Here is a 2324-nt window from a genome sequence, read left to right on the forward strand (position 1 = left end):
GTATTTTTCACAATACTTTGATTATCCTAAAATGAAACACTATGTCGAAACCCTGAACTATTTACGTTTATTAATAATCGAATATATCAGGGATATCAAAGCTCTTGTAGAGTGCGTTAATGAAGTGCGATCGCCTGATCGTGTTTGGTGGGCAAATGGACTAGATCACTGATCAAATTGCCAAACTCTCATTATTTGCCCACCCTACGCTACCTACCCTACCTAAAATTTCAATCTTCTGGCTCTACACCCATTGCTCGCAATTGAGCTGCTAGACGTTCAGCACGTTGATGTTCTCGTTCAGCTCGTTGACGTTCTTGTTCAACTAGCTGTCTTTCTTTCTCAACCGGTGTAGGAATCCAATTTTCGGCTGCATCGTACCAACGCAACCAAAGTCGGTTTAACTCTTGATAGTCTCCTGACCACAATCCTAAACCTAATTCTATTTCTGGAAGCCAGAATTTGTCACCGTTGAGAATCACTTCCCGATAGCTGCTGCGCACTAACTCAAACAAGCGCAGTTTATTGCTATTACCATTGAAGACTACGTAATAGGGAATCCGTAGCATCCGTTCGTAAACTTCCCATTTAGTTGGGGGTTGGTTGGCTTGTGGCGTAACTTCTCCTAAGTCTTCTTTCTGTGTACTCGGAGAAAGTAATTCGATGGCAATAAAAGGAGTTACTCCTTCCTGCCAGATCACGTAACTCAACCGGGATTCTCTTTGTTCGTACAAACGATCCACTCCCAAGACAGCAAACCAATCGGGACGCTTATACCAAGTAGGATGTTTGAGATTGTAGTAAATATTCAGATCGCTAGCAACAAGAATTTGGTTTCTAGGATAATTGGGAGGGAAAAACGTTTTCTCCAGTAAGTCTGCTTGCCAAATATGGTATTGATCTGGCAATCCTGAATCCTCCTTTTCTTCGCTAGGTAGATCATACATTGTGGGTAGGATTTCTTTCGGGGGTCGGGGTGGATCTGTTTGTTGATACATAAGCAAAGGGAGTAGGGAGTAGGGAGTAGGGAATAGGGAATAGGGAATAGGGAATAGGGAATAAAATTCCCACAATTCCTACACGGATTGTTATAACTTCGATTTTAGATATTAGATTGATGATTGGGGGCAGGTTGGTGCGCCCCTACTCGTGGATTCGCGCTACCCTTTGGTTTGGCCAAAGTGCGATCGCTCTTGTAGGGTGGGCAAATTGACATGATCACTGATCCAATTGCCAAACTCTCATTATTTGCCGACCCTACTCTACCAGCAGATTAAAGCAATAGCTGAGCCAGTATAGCTTTTTTTTATCCTAATGAGGTACACATGATTTTTTCTGTCTTCCCTCTTATGACTCTACTGCTCCCTGCTCCGAAGTCCCTGCTCCCTGTTTCCTGTTCCCTGTTCCCTGTTCCCTGTTCCCTGTTCCCTTTAAAGTGCGATCGCGTAGCGTGGCCTACGGCCAATCGCTCTTTTCTGGTGGGCAAATGGAGATAATAACTGATCAAATTGCCAAACTCTCATAATTTGCCCACCCTACCCTACTCTCTATATGCCCTTATACTGGCAGATTAAAGCAATAGCTGAGCCAGTATAGTTTTTTTTGTCTAATGAGGTACACATGATTTTTTCTATTTCTATATTACCTCTTATTACTCTAATGCTCCGAAGTCCCTGCTCCCTATTCCCTATTCCCTGTTCCCTTGCTATAATCCATGATTAACCAAACCCAAGTATTCCCTCCCAACCCCCAATTTCAGCAACTCTTTCTGCTGTTACAGCGCTTAGACGGACTGCTAGAACAAGCTTTAGCCGCTGCCCAAGTTACCTATGGTTCCATGGCTGCAACTAATCCCTATCGGGGGATGCAAGTTGACCAGGAAGAAGTGGAACAGTTGCTGACTCGGCCACCAGGAACACCAGTATTGCAGGTAGATACAGAAACATCACAGGAGTTACCCTCTGATGCTATTCTGGAAGGCTCAGCTCTAGCATGGCTGCAAGAAACGTTTGCCCTCTCTGCTTTCGATGTCGATATTATTGCGATCGCTCTCGCCCCTGAACTAGACCGGCGCTATGAACGCATTTATACCTATCTCCAAGACGATATCCGGTGTAAACGACCCACTGTGGATCTCGTCCTGAATCTGCTCTGTCCAACTGGGGAAGCGAAACTGGCGCGCCGTAGTCACTTTACCCCGGAAGCTCCTCTCCTAGGTCATAGTCTACTACACCTGGTCTCGGACCCTAATCAGCTCCAACCAACTCTGCTCGCTCACAATCTTAAACTGGATGGGCTAGTCCTGGCTCTGCTGTTGGGAGAAA

The 2324-nt window shown here is 45.2% G+C and carries 1 protein-coding gene and 1 pseudogene; one reads left to right on the top strand and one right to left on the bottom strand.

The window, feature by feature from the left end:
- Positions 1–230 precede the first annotated feature (230 nt).
- A complete protein-coding gene (locus F6K37_RS38655; RefSeq protein WP_071107889.1) occupies positions 231–998 on the bottom strand; it encodes a Uma2 family endonuclease in 768 nt (255 codons plus the stop codon).
- 716 nt (positions 999–1714) lie between these two features.
- Here F6K37_RS38655 and F6K37_RS38660 point away from each other — a divergent pair.
- Positions 1715–2324, top strand: a pseudogene (locus F6K37_RS38660) (ATP-binding protein); the annotation flags it as partial.

This window comes from Moorena sp. SIO4E2, assembly GCF_010671945.1.
GTDB lineage: Bacteria > Cyanobacteriota > Cyanobacteriia > Cyanobacteriales > Coleofasciculaceae > Moorena > Moorena producens.